The 17,708-nt window shown below is 74.0% G+C and carries 14 protein-coding genes; 4 read left to right on the top strand and 10 right to left on the bottom strand.

Features of this window, described 5'->3' with window-relative positions:
- Positions 1-422 precede the first annotated feature (422 nt).
- On the bottom strand, positions 423-1,427 hold the full coding sequence (locus tag ACWCXH_RS35245) for a stage II sporulation protein M (RefSeq protein WP_449805584.1): 1,005 nt from the start codon (positions 1,425-1,427) through the stop codon (positions 423-425).
- 310 nt (positions 1,428-1,737) lie between these two features.
- Here ACWCXH_RS35245 and ACWCXH_RS35240 point away from each other — a divergent pair, with 310 nt between their 5' ends.
- The gene (locus ACWCXH_RS35240; protein WP_449805583.1) at positions 1,738-2,676 is read left to right on the top strand and encodes an RDD family protein; all 939 of its coding nucleotides are present in this window, start codon (positions 1,738-1,740) and stop codon (positions 2,674-2,676) included.
- Positions 2,677-2,684: 8 nt separating this feature from the next.
- Here the strand turns inward: ACWCXH_RS35240 and ACWCXH_RS35235 are convergent, their stop codons facing one another.
- Positions 2,685-3,320, bottom strand: a complete 636-nt coding sequence (locus ACWCXH_RS35235) for a hypothetical protein (RefSeq protein ID WP_449805582.1) — start codon at positions 3,318-3,320, stop codon at positions 2,685-2,687.
- 119 nt (positions 3,321-3,439) lie between these two features.
- On the opposite strand from ACWCXH_RS35235, the gene ACWCXH_RS35230 reads away from it, so the two are divergent.
- Together ACWCXH_RS35230 and ACWCXH_RS35225 are read left to right on the top strand one after the other, a co-directional pair.
- The gene (locus tag ACWCXH_RS35230; protein ID WP_449805581.1) at positions 3,440-3,952 is read left to right on the top strand and encodes a SigE family RNA polymerase sigma factor; all 513 of its coding nucleotides are present in this window, start codon (positions 3,440-3,442) and stop codon (positions 3,950-3,952) included.
- On the top strand, positions 3,949-4,992 hold the full coding sequence (locus tag ACWCXH_RS35225; protein ID WP_449805580.1) for a hypothetical protein: 1,044 nt from the start codon (positions 3,949-3,951) through the stop codon (positions 4,990-4,992). The genes ACWCXH_RS35230 and ACWCXH_RS35225 overlap by 4 nt, the downstream gene beginning before the upstream one ends.
- Before the next feature lie 72 nt (positions 4,993-5,064).
- Here ACWCXH_RS35225 and ahcY read toward each other — a convergent pair whose 3' ends face one another.
- The 6 genes from ahcY to ACWCXH_RS35195 all read right to left on the bottom strand — a co-directional run bounded on the left by ahcY (position 5,065) and on the right by ACWCXH_RS35195 (position 11,355).
- Positions 5,065-6,513: an adenosylhomocysteinase gene (gene ahcY, locus ACWCXH_RS35220; RefSeq protein WP_449805579.1), complete on the bottom strand. Its 1,449-nt coding sequence runs from the start codon at positions 6,511-6,513 to the stop codon at positions 5,065-5,067.
- A 271-nt stretch (positions 6,514-6,784) separates the two neighbouring features.
- A complete protein-coding gene (locus tag ACWCXH_RS35215; protein WP_449805578.1) occupies positions 6,785-7,759 on the bottom strand; it encodes a cation diffusion facilitator family transporter in 975 nt (324 codons plus the stop codon).
- Between the two features lie 69 nt (positions 7,760-7,828).
- On the bottom strand, positions 7,829-9,079 hold the full coding sequence (locus ACWCXH_RS35210; protein WP_449805577.1) for an SIS domain-containing protein: 1,251 nt from the start codon (positions 9,077-9,079) through the stop codon (positions 7,829-7,831).
- 75 nt (positions 9,080-9,154) lie between these two features.
- On the bottom strand, positions 9,155-9,337 hold the full coding sequence (locus ACWCXH_RS35205) for a Trm112 family protein (RefSeq protein ID WP_449805576.1): 183 nt from the start codon (positions 9,335-9,337) through the stop codon (positions 9,155-9,157).
- A gap of 132 nt (positions 9,338-9,469) precedes the next feature.
- Positions 9,470-10,855 carry a phosphomannomutase/phosphoglucomutase gene (locus ACWCXH_RS35200; RefSeq protein ID WP_449805575.1) on the bottom strand — a complete coding sequence of 462 codons (1,386 nt, stop codon included), beginning with the start codon at positions 10,853-10,855 and terminating at the stop codon, positions 9,470-9,472.
- Positions 10,856-10,989: 134 nt separating this feature from the next.
- Entirely contained in the window at positions 10,990-11,355 is a 366-nt protein-coding gene (locus ACWCXH_RS35195) for a DUF3499 domain-containing protein (protein WP_449805574.1), read from the bottom strand.
- A gap of 163 nt (positions 11,356-11,518) precedes the next feature.
- On the opposite strand from ACWCXH_RS35195, the gene ACWCXH_RS35190 reads away from it, so the two are divergent.
- Positions 11,519-11,971 (top strand): metallopeptidase family protein, encoded by a 453-nt coding sequence (locus tag ACWCXH_RS35190; RefSeq protein WP_449805573.1) that lies wholly within the window; start codon positions 11,519-11,521, stop codon positions 11,969-11,971.
- Positions 11,972-12,005: 34 nt separating this feature from the next.
- On the opposite strand, the gene ACWCXH_RS35185 is transcribed toward ACWCXH_RS35190, so the two are convergent.
- Together ACWCXH_RS35185 and ACWCXH_RS35180 are read right to left on the bottom strand one after the other, a co-directional pair.
- Positions 12,006-13,721: a DUF5719 family protein gene (locus ACWCXH_RS35185; RefSeq protein WP_449805572.1), complete on the bottom strand. Its 1,716-nt coding sequence runs from the start codon at positions 13,719-13,721 to the stop codon at positions 12,006-12,008.
- 6 nt (positions 13,722-13,727) lie between these two features.
- Positions 13,728-17,660, bottom strand: coding sequence for a glycosyltransferase (locus ACWCXH_RS35180; RefSeq protein WP_449805571.1), 3,933 nt, complete (start codon positions 17,658-17,660; stop codon positions 13,728-13,730).
- Between the last annotated feature and the right edge of the window lie 48 nt (positions 17,661-17,708).

The following is a 17,708-nucleotide window of genomic DNA, read 5'->3' as shown; positions in this document are numbered from 1 at the left end:
CTGGCGTTGACTTTTGGCACGCTGTTGAGTTCTCAAGGAACGGACACTTCCTTCGGACCGCCTTCCAGCGGGCCCTCCGGGCGCTTCGTTCTTTCATGTTTCCAGCTTACCAGATGTTTTCCGCTCCGTTTTCCGGAGTTTCATTCAACCGATTCCCGCTGGGGGGATTTCCTGCGACTTCGCTCCGAAGCTTATCAAAGCTTTCGAACCGTTCAGTTCGCGGGATTTGCTTCGTCGGAGGGCGCGCATTTCGTGAAACGCGCTCGCCTCGATTCGGCGGTGTCGTGGACACTAGCGCCTGGGCCTGACCGTTGTCCAGTCAGTCCCAACCGTTCAAACCTACTAGCCCACCCCCACCACGTCAATGGTTTGGCCGGGATGCGAGAAGAGTAGCAGGTCAGAGGCCTGTTGATCACATCGGCTCAGGCGGCGACGGGCTGCAGGTCCGCCCGATCGGCCGCGTCCAGGTCTCCGGTCTCGCCGTCCGCCGCGGCCTTCTTCCCCAGCACCAGGGCGTAGAGCAGGAAGGCGACCTCCGCCACGACGCCGATCGAGATGCGTGCCGATGTGGGCAGGCCCGACGGGGTCACGAAGGCTTCGAGGACGCCGGAGACCGCGAGCACCGTGGCCAGGCCGATGGCCATGCCGATGATGGAACGGCCCTGTTCCGCCAGCGCCATCGTCCGGGTGCGCGGACCGGGGTCGATGACCGTCCAGCCGAGGCGCAGGCCGAGACCGCCGGCGACGAAGACTGCGGTCAGCTCCAGCAGACCATGCGGAATGAGCAGGCCGAGGAAGACGTCGAGCCGGCCGGCGGAGGCCATCAGCCCGACGCCCACGCCGAGGTTGAGGACGTTCGTCCACATCACGAAGAGCACCGGGATGCCCAGCGCGATCCCGAACAGCAGGCACTTGGCGGCGATCCAGGCGTTGTTCGTCCAGACCTGCGCGGCGAACGAGCTCGCCGGGCGGTCCGAGTAGTACGCCTCGAACTCCCCGCCGGGGCGGGTCATCTCGCGCAGCATCTCCGGCGAGGCCACGCTGTTGCGGACCTCGGGGTGGTTGGCCACCCACCAGGCGATCACCGCGGCGGCGATCAGCGAGACGACCGCGACCGGCAGCCACCACCGGCGCGACCGGTACAGCGCGGCCGGGAAGCTCACGGTGTAGTAGCGCGCGACGTCCTGCCAGCCGCTGCTGCGGGTGCCGGTGACGGCGGCCCGCCCGCGGGAGACCAGTGCGGTCAGCCGGCCCACCAACGTCGGATCGGGCGCCGCGGCCTGGATCTTGGCGAGGTGGCCGGTGGCCCGCTGGTAGAGGGTGACCAGCTCGTCCGCCTCCTCCCCGCTGAGCCGGCGCTTGCGGGCGAGGGCGTCCAGCCGGTTCCACTCCCCCTGGTGGGTGGCGACGAAGACGTCCAGGTCCATGCGGCGGCTCCATGGTCGACGCGGGGCGCGGGGTGCGGGGCGCCCCCGCGCGGGGCGCGGGGTGCGGGGCGCCCCCGCGCGGGGCGGGCGGTCGGGCGGGCATACGTACGGACACGTGCGGGCCCAGCATGCCAGGACGGACCGACGCCGCGGCCCCCGGGATCTCACTTCCCGTGCGAGCACCGGGCGCCGTATGTTGGCGACTGCGGATCGGACGGCAGAGAGCGGGTCGCGGGGGCCGGTCCGGGATGTCTCCCACCACGACGTCATCCACCTCGGCGACCTCAACGAGCGTGAACGGACGGATGTCTTGAGCGACCTGGTGACGGGTGAGGCGGTCGTCCTCGGCCTGCGCGCGGCGAAGCTTCCGAGCCGGGCGCTGGCGGTCGCGATCGACCTGGCCGTGGAGTTCGCCGCCCTGCTGATCACCTCGCTGGTCCTCAGCATCACGCTCTCGGGCATCGACGGCGCCGCGCTGACCGCCGTGATGCTCGGCCTGATGGTGTTCTTCCTGGTCGGCGTCCCGGTGATGGTCGAGACGCTCAGCCACGGGCGTTCGCTCGGCAAGGCCGCGCTCGGCCTGCGGGTGGTGCGCGGCGACGGCGGTCCGGTGCGCTTCCGGCACGCACTGGTGCGCGGCCTGACCGGCTTCTTCGAGCTGATCACGTTGACCGGCGCGCCCGCGGTGATCTGCTCGGTGGTGTCCTCGGACGGCAAGCGGCTGGGCGACATCTTCGCCGGGACACTGGTCGTCCGCGAGCGTGCCCCGGGCGGCGGCGGGACGGCGGTCGCGCTGCCGCCGGTGCACCCGCAGCTGCTGCAGTCGATGGGCGGCGAGCTGGTCGCGATGGACCTGTCGGCCGTCCCCGAGCCGCTCTGGCTCGCGATCCGCCAACTGCTGGGCCGGATCGGCCAGCTGGACCCGGCCGTGGCGCACCGGATGTCCGCCCGGCTGGCCGCCGACCTCGCCGCCAGGACGAGCCACGCGGTGCCGCAGGGGCTGCACCCGGCCGCCTACCTCGGCGCCGTGCTCGCCGAGCGCCAGCGGCGGGAGTGGACGCGGGCCCAGGGGTACGGGCCGATGGCCGCCCCACAGACCTTCCACACTCCGCAGGCAGCTCCACCCGCTCCGATACCCCCGGCGGCACCCGCGGCCCCGGCGCCCGCGGCCCCCGCCGCGCCGTCGGCTCCGGCCACGGCGACCACCACCGCCCAACCCAACGACATGGGCTTCGCCCCGCCCGCCTGACCTGCGCGCTACCCCCCGAATTCCACCGGCCAGGCGTTCGGCGACGACTCCAGCTCCTCCAGCTCGATCCCGTCCGCCGCCAGCACCACGTCCCCGGCGAGGTGCACCACCTGCTGCTCCCCCGTCTCCAGGTCCGCCACCTGGTACCGCTCGACGAGCAGCGGGCCGGAGTCGGTCGGGTGCGTGTCGGTTCCCTCCAGCAGCCAGCCCTGGTCGAAGGTGCGCGGCGCCAGCACCGGCTCGGTGAACGCCACCAGCCGCACCCGCGCGCTCGCCCCCTCCCGCAGCCGCAGCAGCCGGGCGGTCGCGACCAGGAAGGCCGGCGAGCGCCCGGTGAACCCGTGGGCGCGGTCGTGCCCCTCCACCGCGTGCTCGCCACCCGGGTCGGCCGCGTCCGTACGCACCCACGCCACGCCGTCCACCGCCCCGCCGCGGACCTGCCACCCGCCCGCCTTCAGCTCCATCCGCAGTGGCCGCGCGCGCGAGTCCAGCGTGAGGTCGACGGTGCCGGTCACCCGGCCGTCCGGGGCGTAGGTCTTGGAGACGTACCGCCAGCCGGCCGGCCCGGGAGCGCAGCTGAACCGCTCCTCGCCGAGCAGCACGTGGTCGTGGGTGTCATGGAGCGAGTACCGGCCGTTGGGCATGCCCGAAGCCTACGTGGCCGCCCGTGACGGATTGGCATGCAACCTTCCGGCCCGGCGCCCGCATTAGGGAGGCGGGCGGCGCGGGAGAGGCGCCGCCGACGCGACGAAGGGGGGTGCAGATGGCGAAGCAGACACACGACGCGGAGTTCACGGAGTACGTGGCCTCCAGGAGCGGCTGGCTGCGGAAGGTCGCCTATCTGCTGTGCGGGGACTGGCACCGGGCGGACGACCTGGTGCAGGAGACCATCACCAAGCTGTACGTGAACTGGTCGAAGGCCGCCCGGATGGAGAACGTCGACGGCTACGCCCGGCGAGTGCTGGTCAACGTGTTCCTGGGCGAGCAGCGCACCTCGTGGTGGCGCCGCACGATCCGTACGGAAGCCACGCCCGAGACGGTCGCCGGCAGCGTCGACCTGGACGCCTCGCTGGACCTGCGCCAGGCCCTGGCGGCGCTCCCACCGCGCCAACGTGCCACGGTCGTCCTCCGGTACTACTGCGACCTGACCGTCGAACAGGCCGCCGAGGCCCTGGGCTGCTCCGCCGGCAACGTGAAGAGCCAGAGCTCGCGCGGCCTGGACGCCCTCCGCACCAGGCTCGCCACCCGCCCCGCCGTCGCAGAGAGGACGTCATGACCACCACCGAACACGACGAGCTGGCCTCCCGCCTGACGGCCCTGGCCGATGCTCCGGCGCCACCGGCCGCCTTCGACGTCACCACCTCCATCGTCCGTGGGCGGGCCCGGCTGCGCCGACGACGCCGGGCGGCGGTCGGCACGCTGGCCGCCATGACGGCGGCCACAGTCACGGCCGTCCTGCTGCTGGCCCCAGGAGGCGGCACCGCGCACCCGACCCGGCTGCTGCCGGCGGCCACGCCCAGGGAGCGTCCCGGCCCCGACCCCACCGTGCCCCCGGTCGGCAGCCCGACCAACCCGCTGGTCGTCGGCGGCAAATTCGGCTGGCTCCCCGACTGGCTGGACCCGGCGCGCGACATCGGGTACCAGGCAACCGGAGAGACGGTCATCACCCGAGCCGGCCAGGGCGGCCTGTCGGGGCGGCACCTTGATCTCGTCGTCTACCCGGCCGGCCCCGAGCCCCAGTTGGTCGACTCGTCGGTGACGAAGCAGGAGAAGGAGCCGGCTCCCGCCGTCAACGGCCGGACGGCGTACTGGGTGACCGACCCGACCCATCCGACGTTCGACAGCAGCCAGCGGATCCTGCGCTGGCAGACCCCCTCCGGCCGCTGGGCGCAGCTGGTGTCGAACCGCCCGCGCGGCGGCGAGGTCCCCGATGACGTGCTGCTTCGGGTCGCGGCCGACGTCCAGGCCGGCGAGTGGCCCGTCGCACTGCCGTTCTGGCTGTCGGGGCTGCCGGAGGGCCTCCGGCCGACCGAAGCCGATCTGACCCGTCCTGCGGCCGGGCAGCCGTGGAGTGCGGGCGCCTCCTTCTCCATCGGCGAGATGAACATCGGATTCATCGTGGCCCCGGTGGGCGATCTGCGCTTCGGGAAGTACCGGACGGTCTGCCGGCAGGAGCAGAACCTGCAGATCTGCGCGACGACGGAGGGCGGCAGCGAGCCGCTGCTCGACCGGTTCGGGGGGCTGGAGGGCCTGACCCGGATGGTGCACCCCACCGGGGCCGACCCGTCGACCTGGACGACCGACGTCATCCGCTGACCGACGGCCTCAACGCACCGGTGGCCGGCACCCACGGGGGGTGCCGGCCACCGGCGTACGCCTGTCACCGCATCAGTAGCGGTACTGCTCCGACTTGTACGGGCCCTCGACCGGGACACCGATGTAGTCGGCCTGCTCCTGGGTCAGCGTCGTGAGCTTCACGCCCAGCGCGTCCAGGTGCAGCCGGGCGACCTTCTCGTCCAGGTGCTTCGGCAGCACGTACACGCCGATCGGGTACTGCTCGGTCTTCGTGAACAGCTCGATCTGCGCGATCGTCTGGTTCGCGAACGAGTTCGACATCACGAACGACGGGTGACCGGTCGCGTTGCCCAGGTTCAGCAGACGGCCCTCGGAGAGGACGATGATGGTGCGGCCGTCCTCCTTGCGCCACTCGTGGACCTGCGGCTTGACCTCGGTCTTCACGACGCCCGGCAGCTGCGCCAGGCCCGCCATGTCGATCTCGTTGTCGAAGTGGCCGATGTTGCCGACGATCGCCTGGTGCTTCATCCGCGCCATGTGCGACGCCAGGATGATGTCCTTGTTGCCCGTGGTGGTGATGAAGATGTCGGCCGTCTCGACGACGTCGTCCAGCGTGGCGACCTGGTAGCCGTCCATCGCGGCCTGCAGCGCGCAGATCGGGTCGATCTCGGTGACGATGACGCGCGCACCCTGGCCGCGCAGCGACTCCGCGCAGCCCTTGCCCACGTCGCCGTAGCCGCACACGACCGCGACCTTGCCGCCGATCAGCACGTCGGTGGCCCGGTTGATGCCGTCGATCAGCGAGTGGCGGCAGCCGTACTTGTTGTCGAACTTCGACTTGGTCACCGAGTCGTTGACGTTGATCGCCGGGAACAGCAGGTTGCCGTCACGGTGCATCTCGTACAGGCGGTGGACACCCGTCGTGGTCTCCTCGGTCACGCCCTTGATCGTGGCGGCGACCTCGGTCCACTTGTTCGGGGTCTCCTTCAGCGTGCGGTTCAGCAGCTCGAGGATGATCCGGAACTCGTCGTTGTCCGCGGTGGACGGGTCCGGCGCGGCGCCGGCCTTCTCGAACTCGACGCCCTTGTGGATCAGGAGGGTGGCGTCACCGCCGTCGTCGAGGATCATGTTCGGGGTCTTGCCGCCCGGCCAGGTCAGCGCCTGCTCGGTGCACCACCAGTACTCCTCCAGCGTCTCGCCCTTCCAGGCGAAGACCGGCACGCCCTGCGGGTTCTCCGGGGTGCCCTCCGGGCCGACCGCGATGGCCGCGGCCGCGTGGTCCTGGGTGGAGAAGATGTTGCACGAGCACCAGCGGACCTCGGCACCCAGCGCGGTCAGGGTCTCGATCAGCACCGCGGTCTGCACGGTCATGTGCAGCGAACCGGTGATCCGGGCGCCGGCCAGCGGCTGCGACTCGGCGTACTCGGCGCGGATCGACATGAGGCCGGGCATCTCGTGCTCGGCCAGCTGGATCTCCTTGCGGCCGAACGGCGCCAGGGAAAGGTCGGCGACCTTGAAGTCACCGGTGATGTCGGTCGACATGCGTCTGCTCCTCGCTGATGGGGTGGGGCAAGGCCAAGGTCCTGGGTGTGCGTCGCAGCGCGGCGGTGCCGTACGGGTGCACGGCCACGCCGAGGCCGCCGGGCCCGCTGTACCGGACCGGCTCCCTGTGCGCAGCACAAACCGTCGGAGGACCTCTCTCCCTCGACCGGGGCACACCCTACGAGTGCGGACCGCCGATCGACCGCCATCAGCAGCGACGTTCTGGCTCTGGTGACGAATCTACACCGGTGCTCCCGTCCGCCGTTCCCGGTTACGGATTTTCGGGGCCCGGCCCGCCCGGGGTGGCCGCCGGGTCGGCGCCGGCCGCCGCCTTCGCGGCGCTGTAGACGTCCGGCTCCAGGTAGATCGCGCGGGCGATCGGGACGGCCGCGCGCACCCGCTCCTCGGCGGCGTCGATGGCGGCCGCGACCCGGGCGGCGCTGTCCTCGGCGTTGACCGCGATCTTGGCGGCGACCAGCAGTTCCTCCGGGCCCAGGTGCAGCGTGCGCATGTGGATCACGCCGGTGACCGCATCGCCGTCCACCAGGGCCGCGCGGATGCGCCGCACCGACTCGCGGTCGGCCGACTCCCCGAGCAGCAGCGACTTGGTCTCCAGCGCGAGCACCGCGGCGATCAGCACCAGGAGGACGCCGATGCCCAGGGTGCCGACGCCGTCCCAGACGCCGTTCCCGGTGATCACGGTGAGTGACACGCCGATCAGCGCGAGCACCAGGCCGATCAGCGCGCCGGTGTCCTCCAGCAGCACCACGGGCAGCTCCGGCGCCTTGGCGGTGCGGATGAACTGCACCCAGCTCCGGCCGCCCTTGGCCTTCGCCGACTCGCGCACCGCGGTCAGGAAGGACCAGCCCTCCATCCCGATCGCGAAGACCAGCACGCCGACCGCCCAGTACCAGGAGTCCAGCGCCTTCGGGTGGCTCACCTTGTGCCAGCCCTCGTAGACCGCGAACAGGCCACCGACGCTGAACAGCACGATGGCCACCAGAAAGCCGTAGACGTAGCGCTCGCGGCCGTAACCGAACGGGTGCTCCTCGTCCGCCGCCCTGCGCGCCCGCCTGCCGCCGACCAGCAGCAGGACCTGGTTGCCGGAGTCGGCCACCGAGTGGACGCCCTCGGCCAGCATCGACGACGACCCGGTGATGCCGAAGGCGGTGAACTTGGCCACCGCGATCGCCAGGTTCGCCGACAGCGCCGCGACCAGCGCCTTCGTACCGCCTTCCGTACTCATGCGTCCACACGCACCTCTCGATGACGGGCGAGCTCGCTCGCCCGTGCCGCCCACGCTAGCCGCGCGGCCCTACGACTGCGCGGCGGCGAGCCCCAGGTAGACGGCGGCGAAGTCGGTCAGCGCGACGAGGTCGGCGAGCGCGTGCAGCGGCTCGGGCCGGGCGCTGGCGTACTCGGTGAGCCGGACGTCGTGGGCGGCGGCGAGGCGGTGGGCCCGGGAGACGCCGAAGCCGCGCGGGCCCTCGTCGTCCTCGGGCACCTCGGCCGGGCCCTGGTCCTCGTCGACCGGACCGCCGGGCGCGCCCGGGGTGTGCCGCAGCAGCAGGACCTGGAGGTGCAGCGGGTCCGGTTCCTCGACGCGGTCGCGGAAGAAGTCGTCCGGGTCGGCGCCCGCGCCCAGCTGGCCGGTGAACATGCCCCGGTGCGCGGTGAGCACCTGCGGCAGCAGCCCGGCCAGCGCCGGGCGGCCGGCGCGGTCGGCCAGCTGCGCGGCGAAGCGGACGGCGACGGCCCCCGCGACCGCGCCCTCGGCCCACAGCAGCGGGACGGTCCCGGCGAGCCGGGCGGCCAGGCCCTTGGCCGGGTTGGTGTACGCGGCGGCGTCCGGGCGGCAGCGGACGGCCGTCGCGTCGAGGAGGTCGGCGGTGGCCGGCAGCGCGTCGTACGGCAGCTGGGTGACGCCGATCTTCTGGGCGAGCGCCAGCAGCGGGGTCAGGTGGGACCAGAGCGCGCCCGGGTCCTCGGCGGGCAGGTCCGGTTCGGCGGCGAGCCCGGCCGGCAGCCCGTCCTCGGGCAGCGCGGACGGCACGTACGGCAGCGGCAGCGCCCGCACCTGGAGGGCCGCCTCGGCGAGCGGGCTGCCCTCGGGAGCGGTGACGACGATCGCGCAGCCGCGCGCGTAGGCCTGCTCGGCGAGGCCGATCAGGCCCTGCTCGCCGCCGTCGGCGGAGCTGATCACCAGCAGGTCGAGCGGCCCGGCCCAGCCGGGCAGCTGCCAGCCGAGCCCGGAGGTGAAGACGGGCGGGGCGCCGCCCCGGTCGGCGCGCGGGGCGGTGACGTCGACGGCCGGCAGCGGGGTGACGAGGCAGCCGGTGCCGGCCAGCGCGGCGAGGATCTCGCCCGCGGTCAGGGCGCTGCCGTGCCCCGCGACGAGGACGGCGCGCGGACGGCCGTCGGGCCGCAGCCGGTCGAGGCCGGCCGTGTCGGCGAGCCGCAGCGCGGTGCGGACCCGCGCCCCGGAGCCGGCCAGGGCGAGCAGGGCGCGGTCGCGGTCGGCGCGCTGGAGGGCGGCCGGGTCGTCGAGCAGGGTGTCGTCGAGCATGCGGCGGGCCTCCGTCTGCTGTCGGCTGCTGTCCCGGTGGGGCACTGGGCTGCGGGTGGGGCTTCGCCCCAAGGATCAGGCCGGGCGGCGGGCCTCGTCCACCAGGAGGACCGGAATGCCGTCGCGGACCGGGTACGCGAGGCCGCAGTCCGCGCCGGTGCAGACCAGCTCGGGCTGCTCCTCGGTGCCGGCCTCGGCGAGCGCGGCCCGGCACTGCGGGCAGACCAGGATCTCCAGCAGGAAGGATTCGAGCTTCAAGGGGCTCTCCAAGAGTCGGGAGGTGGCGCGGCGGTGCCCCGGCCGATAGGCAACCCTACCGGCCGGGGCACCGCGGCTTCCGCTCAGGCGCGGGAGCCGGCGCTCAGGCGCGGGAGCCGGCGCTCAGGCGCGTCAGGCGCGGACGATCGCGAGGACGCCGTCGCGCAGCTCGGCCATCTTCGCCGGGTCCTTGGCCTCGACGTTCAGGCGCAGCAGCGGCTCGGTGTTGGAGGCGCGCAGGTTGAACCACCAGTCCGGGCCGGCCACGGTGAGGCCGTCCAGCTCGTCGACGGTGGTGCCCGCGAGGCCGGCGTAGGCGGCGCGGACGGCGGCCGAGCGCTCGGCCTGGTCGGCGACGGTGCTGTTGATCTCGCCGGAGGCGGCGTAACGGTCGTACTCGGCGGTGAGCTCGGACAGCGTGCCCGGCTGCCCGCCGAGGGCGGCGAGCACGTGCAGGGCGGCGAGCATGCCGGTGTCGGCGCGCCAGAAGTCGCGGAAGTAGTAGTGGGCGGAGTGCTCGCCGCCGAAGACGGCGTCGGTGACGGCCATCTCCTGCTTGATGAAGGAGTGGCCGACCCGGGTGCGCACCGGGGTGGCGCCGAGCTCGCGGACCACCTCGGGGACGGTCCAGGAGGTGATCAGGTTGTGGATGATGGTCGGCTCGGCCTCGCCGGCGGCCTTGGCGCGGGCGATCTCGCGGGCCGCGACCAGGGCGGTGATGGCGGACGGGGAGACCGGCTCGCCGCGCTCGTCGACGACGAAGCAGCGGTCGGCGTCGCCGTCGAAGGCGAGGCCGAGGTCGGCGCCGACCTCGCGCACCTTGGCCTGGAGGTCGACCAGGTTCTTCGGGTCGAGCGGGTTGGCCTCGTGGTTGGGGAAGGTGCCGTCCAGCTCGAAGTACATCGGGACGAGCTCGATCGGCAGGCCGTCGAAGACGGTCGGCACGGTGTGGCCGCCCATGCCGTTGCCGGCGTCGACGGCGACCTTGAGCGGGCGGATCGCGGTGAGGTCGACCAGGCCGAGCAGGTGGTCGGCGTAGCCGCGCAGGGTCTCCTGCTCGGAGAGCGCGCCGGGCTTCACGTCCTGGGCGGGGACGGTGACGGTGTCGTCCTCGCCGGTCCAGGACTCGACCAGCTCGCGGATCTCGGCGAGGCCGGTGTCCTGGCCGACCGGGGCGGCGCCGGCCCGGCACAGCTTGATGCCGTTGTACTGGGCGGGGTTGTGGCTCGCGGTGAACATCGCGCCGGGCAGGTCGAGCTTGCCGCTGGCGTAGTAGAGCTGGTCGGTCGAGCAGAGGCCGATCTGGACGACGTCGGCGCCGTAGGCCGCTGCACCCTCGGCGAAGGCCCGGCTGAGCGACGGGGAGGAGGGCCGCATGTCGTGGCCGACCACGATCGCGGTCGCGCCGGTGACCTGGACGAAGGCGGCACCGAAGGCCCGGGACAGGCTCTCGTCCCACTGGTCCGGGACAACGCCTCGGACGTCGTACGCCTTCACGAGCTGCTTGAGGTCGCGCACTGCGGCTCCACCCTGGTCTCTGTACTGATCGTTCACGATACGTCGGGGTCACCGCCCGTTCGGTCGACGGTGCGCGGTGACGGTAGACGGGCAGCGTACCTGTGCCGGACGAACGTCCCGTGCGGGGTGAGCCGTCAGTTGTCGGGCGAGCGCAGGACCCGCAGGTGGCCGCGGCGGCCGCCCTCGGTGGACTCGCCCTCGGAGGCGCGGCCCTGACGGGGGGTCTGCGGACGGGCGGCCTCGCGGACGGCGTTGGCGAGGGCCTCCAGGTCGTCGCTGCTGCGGCGCAGCGGCCCGGCCTCGGCGGCGAGCCGGACGACCTCCCAGCCGCGCGGGGCGGTGAGGCGCTCGGCGTGCTCGGCGCACAGGTCGTAGCAGTGCGGTTCGGCGTAGGTGGCGAGCGGGCCCAGGACGGCGGTGGAATCCGCGTAGACGTACGTCAGCGTCGCGACGGCCGGCCGGCCGCACGCGGTCCGCGAACAACGACGTACAGAGCTCACGAGGGTGGACGGTACAGCACTCCCCGCCGGGGAGCGAAGACCGCCTGCCCGGGAGGTGTGACGTGTCGCGCCGCGCGCCCGGGGGTGTGCGCCCCTCGCCCCGGGCGTTTCCCTGCCGGAGTGGTCCACTTCCGACCGCCCAAGGACTACCCTCGGCAGTGATATGGACAGCTCTGCACCGCAGTCATCGACGGGACCCTCGCGCCGCCCCCGGCACCGCGACCGGCACGGCAGGGGGCTGCGCGGCCCGCTGGCGCCGCCCCAGGTGCCGATCTCGCTCACCCGATCCGAACTGTTCGACGACTACGTGCGCGAGTCGGTGGAACGGCTGGAACGGCGTTGGCCGCAGCTGATCGAGGTGGAGTTCGCCGTCCAGGAGGTGCCGCTGCACGAGGCGGACGGCACGGACTCCGAGGACGGCGTGCCGCTGGGGCGGGTGTCGCCCGGCCAACAGGGCCGCAAGAGCCAGATCGTGGTGTACCGGCGGCCGGTGGAGATCCGGGCGAAGACCCGGGAGGACCGGGCGGCGCTGGTGCACGAGATCCTGATCGAGCAGGTGGCCGAGCTGCTCGGGCTGTCGCCGGACGCCATCGACCCGCGCTACGACGAGGACTGACGTCCCGGGGCCCGCGGGCCCCCGGGACGCCCGGTCAGCGCAGGACGACGCCCGGGTCCTGGGAGGCCTGCGGGACCTTGACGGTGCTGTGGTCGTCGCGCAGCGCCTGGATGGTGAACATCGGCACGTCCTTGGCGGGGAGCGCGAGCATCCGGGCGGCCACCACCGGGCCGCCGGAGGCGGTCTCCACGGTGAGCGCGAAGGAGCCGTTCAGCCCGCCGGGCTCGGGCGCCGGGACGGCGACGGTGGCACCGGCCGGCACCTGGACGTCCTTGGTCACCGGGGTGCCGCCGCTGGTGCCCGCCGAGGCGGTGACGTGGACGGTGGCGGCGTCGCCGGTGGAGGTCAGGAACAGGGTGGACGCGCCGGCCCGGTCGTCGGCCACCGTGGCGCGGGCGCCGACGGGGGCGCTGCCGGTGAGCCAGGCCGCGTCGGTCTTGCCGTTCGAGCCGGCCCGGTCGACCCGGACTGCGGCGACGACCGCGGTGGGGTGCTTGTCGTCGCTGGGCGACAGCCGCAGGCCGCCGGGCTCCTCGCCCCGGGTGATCTTCCCGAGGTCGACGGCGGCGACCATGCCCGCCTTGACGTGGATCGACTCGTTGCCGGCCGGGGTGAACCAGCCGTTCTTGCCGGAGATCTGGATCTTCAGGTCGGCGTCGTCCTCCGGCGGCGCCCAGACGACCAGGCGGGCGGCCGCGGTGTCGGCGGGCAGGCCGGGCAGCACCTGGGTGGGGGCGGGCTCGACGGAGGCCGGGATCCAGTCGGCGCCCTTGTTTCCGTCGGCGGCGTGCAGGAACGCCCCGAGCCGGCCGCTGCGGGCCACGACGTGCACGGCGAGGTCGGTGACCGCGCCCTTGGTCAGCGTCGGCAGCAGGATCGACTGGGAGCTGTTGGGGGCGACGGTGATGCCGTTGGCGGCGTCGTTGTCGATCGGGCCCTTGTCGCCGTAGAGCTTGATGTCGACGACGGCGGCGGCGGACTCGGTGTTCACCAGGCTGAGGTAGTCCGTCCGGTCGCCCGCGGTGCTGGCCCCGGCGAACCAGAAGCTGGTGCCGGCCGGGGTGCAGGTGACGCCGGACAGGCCGAGGCCGCGCTGCTCGGTGACCGTGGTGGTCTGCGTGACGGTGAAGCCGGGGGCGAGGGCGCCGGTGGCGACGGCCCCGGTACCGGGCGCGGTGTCGGCGTTGGCGGCGGGGGCGGACACCGGGGTGCCGGGCTTGGCCAGCGTCAGCCGGGCGTCGGCGGGCGCGCCGCCTTTGTCGGGGCCGGCCGAGCCGGCCGGTGCCGGGGTCGTGGGGGCCGGCGGTGCGGGCGTGGCCGGGGCCGACGGTGCGGCGGTGGGGGGTGCCGCGGGCGCGTTGGCGTCGGCGAGCCAGCCGGCCCCGCCGGTGGCGTTGCCGGTGCCGGGCGGGGTGTAGGCGGTGAGCGTGGTCGAGCCGGTCAGACCCTGGATCGGCTGCGGGCAGACCGCCGCCGTCCGCTCGACCTGCGCGGTGGTCGCCGTGGCGCCCGTGTCACCGGTCGCGGGGGCGGCCGGCGGGCGGACCTCGGCGATGCCGAACACGACGGCGAGCACGGCCGCGGCGGCCAGCAGCGACGGCGTCGTCCGGCCGGCGCCCGAGCGCCCGGCGGGGCGGGCCGGCGCCGGGGCCCCGTCCGTGCCGGGGGCTTCGGCCGGCTCCGGCGGGGTGTAGCCGGTCTCCTCGGCCTCGGCGGGCGCGGACTTCTTCCCGAAGGAGGGCTTCTTCATCGCGGGTCAGCTCCCCGATCCGTGGTGGTGCGGGTACCGGCCCGTTCCGTTGGGGTCGTTCGGGTCGTAGTAGGGCTCGGCCTGCGGCTGCCCCGGCACCCACGGCTGCTGGTGCTCTGTCTGCTGGTAGGGGTCGTAGCCGTACTGGGGGTCCTGCGGGTACGGCTGCTCGTAGCCCTGCTGCTCGTACCCCTGCTGGGAGTACGGCTGCTGGTAGCCCTGCTGCTCGTAGCCCTGATGGGAGTGGGCCTGACCGCCGTACGGCGTGGCCGCCGGCTGCTGTGCGGCGTAGGGGTCGTAGCTGTACGGGTCGGCCTGCTGGTACGTCTGGTACGGGTCCGTGTACGGCTCGGTGTCCTGGGCGGCGGCCGCCGCCTGGGCGGCCTCCGTCACCGGATCGGCGGTGGGCTGCGTCGGGACGGCGCCCTCGTACACCCCGGTGTCCTCGGTGCCCGGCTCGGCGCCCTCGCCGCGCTCGGCCATCCGGCGGGCCCGGCGGCTGCCGGGGGCGGGGGCCTGCGCCTGGGCCGCGGCGGCCAGGGCGGCGGCGGCCACCACGTCCTCGGGCAGGTCGTCGTCCTTGTTGCTGCGGCGGCCGGGCAGGGCGAGCACCAGGATGGTCAGGCCGAGCACCACCTGCGCCCAGATCCAGCCGGTGTGCAGCGGGCTGTCCCCGCGGGTGACGGACAGCTTGCCGCCGCCCGCCGGGAGCTTGAAGCCCTGCGCCCAGCCGTCGACCGTGGTGGGCTCCAGCGTGGTGCCGTCCAGGGTGGCCTTCCACTCGGGGGCGGCGCTCTCGGCGAGCCGCAGCACCCGGCCGTCCGGGCCGGCCGCGACGGTCGTGTCGATGTCGCGGGCGCCGGACGGGACGACGACGGGAGCCGCGCCGGGGGCGGTGATCACCGCGCGGACCGCCGGGGCGCCGTCGACCTGCCAGAGCGCGGCGTCGCCGTCCTGGTTGGCCTTGACCAGGCCGGGGGTGGCGTCCAGGACGTCCTTGAAGGCGTCGATCGCGGGCCGCTCGACCAGCACGTACGCGATGCCGTAGCCCGACAGGGCGCCGGCCTGGTCCGCGCCGGAGCCGGCCAGCAGGCTGCCGACCGCCTTGTTCAGGCCGTCCTGGGTGCCCGTCGCCGGGTCGACGGTGGACTCGGACTGGCCGAGCGTCAGACCGGCGCCGCGGACCACGGTGTAGCGGACGGCTCCGCCGCTCTTGTCCCCGGTCACGACCAGGGTGCGGGAGCGGTCGGTGGTGCCGGCCTCCTCCGCGATGAACGCGGGCACCTGGCTCGCGTCGGCGCGGTGCAGCGGACCGTCCGCGCCGGTCACGGCCCACCAGAGGCCGGTGCCCAGCGGGGCGAGCGCCGCGGCGGCCACCACCAGGGCGGCGACCGGCTGGCGCCAGCCGAAGGCGATGCCGGCCACGCGGGCGTTGGCACCGTCGGCGCCGATCGCGGCGGCGGCCAGCAGGGCGATTCCGGCGATCAGGGTGGCCGGCCCGGCCCAGGCGGGCACGGTCGGGCCGCCCGAGGCGGGGGTCACCGAGGTGCCGGCCACGGCGACGGCGAAGACCATGCCCGCACCGGCCGCGCCCCACGCGGCGAGCACCGCGCGGCGGCGGTCGGCGCGCAGCAGCGCGGCGAGCGCGGCGAGCACGACACCGGCCGACAGCCACACCGGCGGCACGCCGGCGCCGCCCGGGTTGACGAGCACCAGGCCGAACGCGCTCGCGCCACGGCCGTGCAGGCCCGGCAGGCCGGCCTCCAGCAGCAGCGACTGCGGGTGCGACAGCACCTTCAGCGACCACGGCGCGAGCACCGCCACCGGCACCGCGAGCACCACGAGGACGCGCAGGCCGAGCAGCCGCAGCGCCGTGCCGCCGGAGCCGAAGGCTCCGCCGCGGACGACCGCGACGACGAGCGTGGCCAGGCAGAGCGGCACCGCGAGCGCCCAGGTCAGCGGGACGAAGGCGGTGGCCAGGGTGAGCAGCAGGACGGTCATCCAGACCGGCCGCCAGCCCGGACGGGCGCCCTTGGCGGCGCTCTCGTCGCGGATGCCGAGGCCGGCCGTGATCGCGGCGGCGCGGGCCAGCGGCGGCAGCAGGACGGCGAGGACGGCGGTGCCGAGGCGGCCCTGCGCGAGCGCGCCGGTCGCGGCGGGCAGCAGCGCGTAGGTGGCGCCGGCCCACGCGCGGACCAGCTTGGAGTCCAGCAGCGGACGGGAGACCAGGTAGGCGCTGACCGCGGCGAGCGGCACCGTCAGCACGAACAGCAGGGTGATCGCGAGGTTGGCGTGGCCGAACAGGATCCAGGACAGGACGGAGAGCACGCCGAGGTACGGCGGTGCGGCGGCCGTGGAGCCGGTGCCGATCGGGTGCCAGGCGTCGGCGTACATCGACCACAGGCCGCCGGCGCCGTCGGAGGCCGGCAGCAGGGCGCCGCCGAACAGGTCGCCGCTGCCGATCAGGGCACGGCAGGCCACCAGGGCGAACACCAGCAGGGCCGCGAACAGGACGGGCGCTGGGCGTCGGGCGAGCTTCTTGAGCAGGGCGAACTGCTCGACGACCAGGTCCTCGGCGTCGTCGTCGCCGCCGGCCTCGGCCGATCCGTGCCGGCCGACGGAGTCGTCCGATCCCCCTATCCCCAGCGAGCTGATGACGCCCTCGACCGCGAGCCGGGTGGTCGCGCCGGGCGCCGGGAAGAGCGAGCGGTCGTCCAGCGCATCGGCGGCCCTGGTCCGGGCGCGGCGTTTGCGTGCGGCCAACAGTCTCGGCATCCGGACGAGTTCGTGGCCGAGCCCGGCGAGTTCGTCGAAGGCCTGGCGCGGGTCCTTGCCCAGCAGGTTGGTGACGGCCCGCACCAGGGTGCCGAGCACCAGGCGCAGCAGGACGTAGGGAAAGAGCGCACCCTTGCAGTTGGCGAGCAGGGTGTAGACGGCGCCGGCCTTGTCCACCCGGTGCGGGTGGGAGGCGCCGCAGTCGATGGCGCGGCGCTCACGGCTGGCCGCCTCGGCGTGCCGCAGCACGGCGTCGGGGGCGACCACCACGCGGTGGCCGGCGGCGTTGACGCGCCAGCAGAAGTCGGCGTCGTCGCGCATCAGCGGCAGCGCCTTGTCGAAGCCGCCGAGCTCCTCGAAGACGTCCCGGCGCACCAGCATGCCGGCGGAGGAGACGGCGAGCACCGGGCGGACCTGGTCGTGCTGGCCCTGGTCCTGCTCGCGGCGGTCGAGGCCGGTCCAGCGGCGGCCGGAGCGGGCGATCGTGACGCCGACCTCCAGCAGCTGGCGGCGGTCGTACCAGCTGCGCAGCTTGGGGCCGACGACGGCGGCGCTCGGGGTGGAGTCGGCGACCTGGAGCAGGCGGCGCAGCGCGTCGGTCTGCGGTTCGCAGTCGTCGTGCAGCAGCCAGAGCCACTCGACCGGCCGGGTCTCGCGCGGGCCGCCGCGGCCGAGGTCGTCCTCCTGGGCGAGCGGGTCGCCGAAGTCGTCCCAGCCGCCGGTGACCGGGTCGTAGCCGGACGGGTCGAGCCGGTACGGGAGGTCCTCCGGACGCAGCGGCGGGCTGTTGAAGACGGCCTCGGCGACGGCCGTGCCGAAGCCGGCCCGGCGGCCGAGGATCAGCGGGCCGCTCTCCGGCAGCCAGTCGGTGAGGGTGTCGGCGAGCAGCTGCGGGGAGCTGTCGGTGGACCCGGTGTCGACGGCGAGCACCCGCTGGACCTGGCGGTCCTGGCCGAGCAGGCCGGCCAGGGCCTGCGGCAGCCAGCGGGCGCCGTCGTGCGAGACGATCACGGCGGTGACCAGGTGGCGCGGATAGGCGGGCGGCCTGGCAGCGGTGAAGCCGCTCTGGTGGCTGTAGACGGTCATCGAGTGCGCGGGCCCCAGTTCTCGGTGGACACAGCCGGTGAACGGCAACCGGATGGCGCACCACACTAACGGCTCCACGTTGCGGCTCCGTCCACGGTGTCCGTGCGGGGACGGTGAAGAGCGGCC

This window comes from Kitasatospora sp. NPDC001660 (assembly GCF_053596725.1).
This window is presented reverse-complemented; position numbering and strand designations above follow the sequence as displayed.

Coding starts and splice junctions, on each gene's coding strand:
- ACWCXH_RS35245 (WP_449805584.1), bottom strand. CDS start 1,427: ATGGACCTGGACGTCTTCGTCGCCACCCACCAGGGGGAGTGGAACCGG.
- ACWCXH_RS35235 (WP_449805582.1), bottom strand. CDS start 3,320: ATGCCCAACGGCCGGTACTCGCTCCATGACACCCACGACCACGTGCTG.
- ACWCXH_RS35230 (WP_449805581.1), top strand. CDS start 3,440: ATGGCGAAGCAGACACACGACGCGGAGTTCACGGAGTACGTGGCCTCC.
- ACWCXH_RS35225 (WP_449805580.1), top strand. CDS start 3,949: ATGACCACCACCGAACACGACGAGCTGGCCTCCCGCCTGACGGCCCTG.
- ahcY (WP_449805579.1), bottom strand. CDS start 6,513: ATGTCGACCGACATCACCGGTGACTTCAAGGTCGCCGACCTTTCCCTG.
- ACWCXH_RS35215 (WP_449805578.1), bottom strand. CDS start 7,759: ATGAGTACGGAAGGCGGTACGAAGGCGCTGGTCGCGGCGCTGTCGGCG.
- ACWCXH_RS35210 (WP_449805577.1), bottom strand. CDS start 9,079: ATGCTCGACGACACCCTGCTCGACGACCCGGCCGCCCTCCAGCGCGCC.
- ACWCXH_RS35190 (WP_449805573.1), top strand. CDS start 11,519: ATGGACAGCTCTGCACCGCAGTCATCGACGGGACCCTCGCGCCGCCCC.
- ACWCXH_RS35185 (WP_449805572.1), bottom strand. CDS start 13,721: ATGAAGAAGCCCTCCTTCGGGAAGAAGTCCGCGCCCGCCGAGGCCGAG.